At 70.3% G+C, this 5,141-nt stretch carries 1 protein-coding gene; it reads left to right on the forward strand.

Features of this window, described 5'->3' with window-relative positions; all coding sequences use genetic code 11:
• Positions 1-5,141 (forward strand): type I polyketide synthase (locus ABZT04_RS45815; RefSeq protein WP_356066646.1); only part of this gene is annotated, 5,141 nt, incomplete at both ends.

The raw sequence follows: 5,141 nt of genomic DNA on the forward strand, positions 1-5,141 counted from the left end.
TGACCGCGCAGGTGGCGGCGGTACTCGGGCATGCGTCGGCGTCGGCGCTGGATCCGGGGCGGGCGTTCAAGGAACTCGGCTTCGACTCGCTGTCCGCCGTGGAGCTGCGCAACCGCCTGACCCAGGCAACCGGAGTCAAACTGCCGGCCACCCTGATATTCGACCACCCGAGGCCGACGGCGGTGGCGAGGTTCTTGGTGTCGCAGGTATCGGGTGCGGGTGCGGGTGTCGGAAAGGCGCCGGTCGTACGGGTTCCGGCGCGGCGGCGGGCCGACGTGGACGAGCCGTTGGCGATCGTGGGCATGAGTTGCCGGTATCCGGGTGGTGTGTCGTCGCCGGAGCAGTTGTGGGAGTTGGTGGCTTCGGGTCGGGATGCGATTTCGGGGCTGCCGGGTGACCGCGGCTGGGATCTGGAGCGGCTGTACAACCCGGATCCGGAGCAGGCCGGCACGGTGTATGCGCGGGGCGGCGGTTATCTGGACGGTGCGGGTGATTTCGATGCGGGGTTCTTCGGGATCAGTCCGCGGGAGGCGTTGGCGATGGACCCGCAGCAGCGGTTGCTGCTGGAGGGCGCGTGGGAGGCACTGGAAGACGCCGGCATCGACCCCGGTTCGCTGCACGGCAGTGACACCGGAGTTTTCTGCGGCGTCGGCCCCTCGGACTACGGCTCGGGGCTGATAGCCGGAGGCGGCGGCCCGGAGCTCGAAGGATTCCGGATGACCGGCGGAACGACGAGCGTGGTCTCGGGCCGGGTGGCGTACAGCCTGGGCCTGGAGGGTCCTGCGGTGTCGGTGGACACGGCGTGCTCCTCGTCTCTGGTGGCGATGCACCTGGCCGCCCAGTCGCTCCGCTCCGGCGAGTGCTCGCTGGCACTGGCCGGCGGTGTGACCGTACTGTCCGGGCCGTTCCTCCTGGTCGAGTTCTCCCGGCAGCGCGGCCTGTCGCCCGACGGCCGCTGCCGCTCGTACGCAGAGGGCGCCGACGGAACCGGCTTCTCCGACGGTCTCGGTCTGATCGTGCTGGAACGGCTGTCGGACGCCCGCCGCCTGGGCCACCAGGTGCTCGCGGTGCTGCGCGGGTCGGCGATGAACCAGGACGGTGCGTCCAACGGATTGACCGCGCCGAGCGGCCCGTCGCAGGAGCGCGTGATCCGTACGGCACTGTCCGCGGCAGGTCTACGGCCCGACCAGGTCGACGCGGTGGAGGGCCACGGCACGGGAACCCGGCTCGGCGACCCCATCGAGGCACAGGCGCTGCTGGCGACCTACGGCCAGCGCCGGGACGCCGATCAGCCCTTGTGGCTGGGCTCGATCAAGTCGAACATCGGTCACTCCTCTACGGCCGCGGGTGTGGCCGGGGTAATCAAGATGGTGCAGGCGCTGCGGCACGAGAAGCTTCCCGCCACCCTTCATGTGGACGCGCCGTCCTCGCACGTGGACTGGGAATCGGGTGCGGTCAGGTTGCTGACGGATGCTCAGCCGTGGCCGGCCGGGGAGCGGGTCCGCCGTGCGGGCGTCTCGTCGTTCGGTGTCTCCGGCACGAACGCGCACGTGATTCTGGAGGAGGCTCCGGCGGTCGCGGAGGAGTCTGAGCAGCAGCCCGAGAAGAGTCTCCCTTTGGTGCCGGTGTTGGTGTCGGCGAAGGATGAGTTGGCGTTGCGGGCGCAGGCGGGTCGGTTGCGTGAGCATCTGCTGGCGCGGCCGGAGGCCAGTGTTCTGGATACGGCGTTTTCGACGGCGATGACGCGGGCTCATCTGGAGCATCGGGCGGTTGTCACTGCTGGTGACCGGGATGGTCTGCTGGCTGGGTTGTCGGCGTTGGCTGTGGGTGAGCCGGGTGCGGGCACGGTGGCGGGTCGGGCGTTGTCGGGGAAGACGGCGTTTGTGTTTTCGGGGCAGGGGGCGCAGCGGGCGCGGATGGGTGCGGGGCTGGCGCGGGTGTTTCCGGTGTTCGCGCGGGTGTTGGAGGAGGTGTGCGGGGAGCTGGATCCGTTGTTGGAGCGGCCGTTGAGTGAGGTGTTGGCGGCGGAGGAAGGCTCTGTTGAGGCGGGGCTGCTGGATGACACGCAGTTCACGCAGGCCGGGTTGTTCGCTGTTGAGGTGGCGTTGTTCCGGTTGTTGGAGTCGCTGGGGGTGCGGGCGGACTTCCTGGTGGGTCATTCGGTGGGTGAGGTGGCGGCTGCGCATGTGGCGGGGGTGTTGTCGCTGGCTGATGCGTGTGTGCTGGTGGCTGCCCGGGGCCGGTTGATGGGCGGGTTGCCGGCGGGTGGTGCGATGGCGGCTGTTCAGGCGGCCGAAGCGGAAGTCGTGGAATCGCTGGCCGGGTTCGGGGACCGGTTGTCGGTGGCGGCGGTGAACGGTCCGCGGGCTGTGGTGGTGTCCGGGGAGCGGGAGGCGTTGGAGGAGTGGCTGCAACTGGCGTGCTGGCAGGGCCGTAAGGCGACACGGTTGAGGGTGTCTCATGCCTTCCATTCGGCGTTGGTGGAGCCGGTGCTGGAGGAGTTCGCGGGGGTGGTGGGCCGGTTGCGGTTTGCCGAGCCGGTCATTCCGGTGGTGTCGAACGTGACGGGTGCGGTGACCGCACCGGGTCAACTGGCGGATCCGGCGTATTGGGTGCGGCATGCACGCGAGTCGGTCCGGTTTGCCGACGGTATCGCCGCACTGGCCGGAGCGGGTGTGACGCGGTTTGTGGAGGTAGGCCCTGATGGGTCGCTGACCGCGTTGGCGCGTGAGGTGCTGGAGGAGTCCGGTACTTCGGACAGTGAGTCGGCGGTTGTGGTTGCGGCGTTGCGGGCTCGGCAGGGTGAGCCGGAAGCCTTCGCCGCGTTTTTGGGTCAGGCGCATGCGGCCGGGATCGGTGTCGACTGGTCGGCGTTCTACGCCGGAAGCGGCGCCCAGGCCATACCCCTGCCCACCTACGCCTTCCAACGGGAGCGCTACTGGCTGGCGCCGGGCGCCGCGGTCCCCGGGGCCCTCGCGGCCGGGGCCGAACGCGTCGACCATCCCTTGCTGACCGCGGGAACGCGGATCGGGGACCAGGACCAATGGCTGTTCACCGGGCGGGTGAGTACCGACACGGACGCCTGGGTCACCGAGCACATGCTGTTCGGTACGGTCGTCGTGCCCGGCGTCACGCTGGTCGAGCTCGCGTTGACGGCGGGCGGCCAGGTGGGCTGCCCGGTGGTGGAGGAGCTGGTCCTCGGAGCGCCGTTCCTGTTGCCCGCCGGAACCGCCGTGCAGTTGCAGGTCACCGTCGCGGAAGCCGACGAGAACGGCCACCGCGCTGTCGCGATCTACACCGTCCCTGAGGGCGATGAGCGCGGCGAGTCGATCTGCCACGCGCGAGGCATACTCGCCGCCGAGACCGAGACCGAGACCGAGCCGACCGTGGACTGGGCGGCCCAGTGGCCGCCGCAGGACGCCGAGCCGGTGGCGGTCGAGCGACTGTACGACCAGCTGGCCGACCTCGGGTACGACTACGGGCCCGTGTTCCAGGGGATGCGGGCGGCCTGGCGCGACGGCGACGACATCTACGTAGAAGTCGCGCTGGCGGACGAATACACCGGTCCCGCCGAGGAGTTCGGCGTTCACCCGGCGCTGTTCGACGCGGTGGTACAGGGTGGCGTGCCCCTCTTCGCCGGCGGCAGCCAGCACAAGATGCCGTTCAGCTGGACCGGCGTACGGCTCGGCCGTCGCGGCGCCTCGCGGGTGCGGGTCCGTGCCGCGGCCCTCGGCGACTCCACGGTGCGGTTCGACGCGGTCGACGAAGCCGGCGTTCCGGTGGTGTCGGTTACGTCACTGGTCCTGCGTCCGGTGGATCAGGCGCAGTTGGCTGGTGCGGGGCGGGCGGCCGACGGGTCGCTGTTCACGGTGGAGTGGACTGAGATCGCAGGGTCGAACAGCGCGGCCCCGGCAAGCGTCGCTGTCCTCGGCGAGGTCGCGGACGTCGGCACGGGCGAGCATTTCGCGGATCTTGGCGCGCTGGTGGCGTCGGTGGCGGTGGGTGCGTCGGTGCCGGATGCGGTGGTCGCCGGTGTCGGTGTCGGTGTCGGTGTCGGGGCCGAGCCGGCTTCTGGCGGGGAAGCCGACGGGGTGCGTGTGGTGGCGGGGCGGGTGTTGGGTCTGGTGCAGGAGTGGTTGGCCGCCGAGGTGTTGTCGGAGTCCCGGTTGGTGTTGGTGACTCGGGGTGCGGTTTCGGTGGGTGACGAGTCGCCGGATGTGGCGGCTGCTGCGGTGTGGGGTCTGGTGCGCAGCGCGCAGTCCGAACACCCGGGCCGGTTCGTGCTGTTGGACCTCGACCCGGCCGAGGAGAGCGGAGAGATACATCCGGACTGGGCCGCGCTCGCCGGTCTTGGCGAGTCGCAGGTGGCAGTGCGTGGCGGGCGGATGTTGGCGCCGCGGTTGGCGCGGGCTGTCGTATCGGCGGCGCCGTTGGCGGGTGCCGGCCCGGACGGTGCGGTGCTGGTGACCGGTGGGACCGGTGGTCTGGGTGCGTTGGTGGCGCGGCACTTGGTGGCTTCGGGTGGTGTCCGTCATCTGGTGCTGGCGTCGCGGCGTGGGTTGGAGGCGCCGGGTGCCGGTGAGTTGGTCGCGGAGCTGGAGGCCGCGGGTAGTCGGGTCCGGGTTGCGGCCTGTGATGTGGCCGACCGCGACCAACTGACCGCCCTGCTGGGCTCGTTGGATGTTCCGCTGTCCGGTGTGGTGCATGCGGCGGGTGTTCTGGACGACGGTCTTGTGGCGTCGATGAGTCCGGAGCAGCTGAGTCGGGTGCTACGGCCGAAGCTGGATGCGGCGTTGCTGCTGGATGAGTTGACGGTCGGCATGGACGTGCGGTCGTTTGTGCTGTTCTCGTCGGTGGCGGCGTTGATCGGGAGTGCTGGGCAGGGTAACTACGCTGCGGCGAACGCGGGGTTGGATGCTCTGGCGGCGCGGCGGCGGGCGGAGGGCCGTCCGGCGGTGTCGCTGGCGTGGGGCTTGTGGGCGGCGGAGACCGGCATGACCGGCGAACTGGATGCGGCCCAACTCGCCCGGCTGGAGCGTATGGGTCTGCAGGCGTTGTCGTCGGAGTTGGGGTTGGAGCTGCTGGATGCGGCTCAGCGGGTGGATGCGGCGTTGGTGGCGCCGGTGCAGTTGGATCTGGTG

The organism is Streptomyces sp. NPDC005492 (genome assembly GCF_040605995.1).
GTDB lineage: Bacteria > Actinomycetota > Actinomycetes > Streptomycetales > Streptomycetaceae > Streptomyces.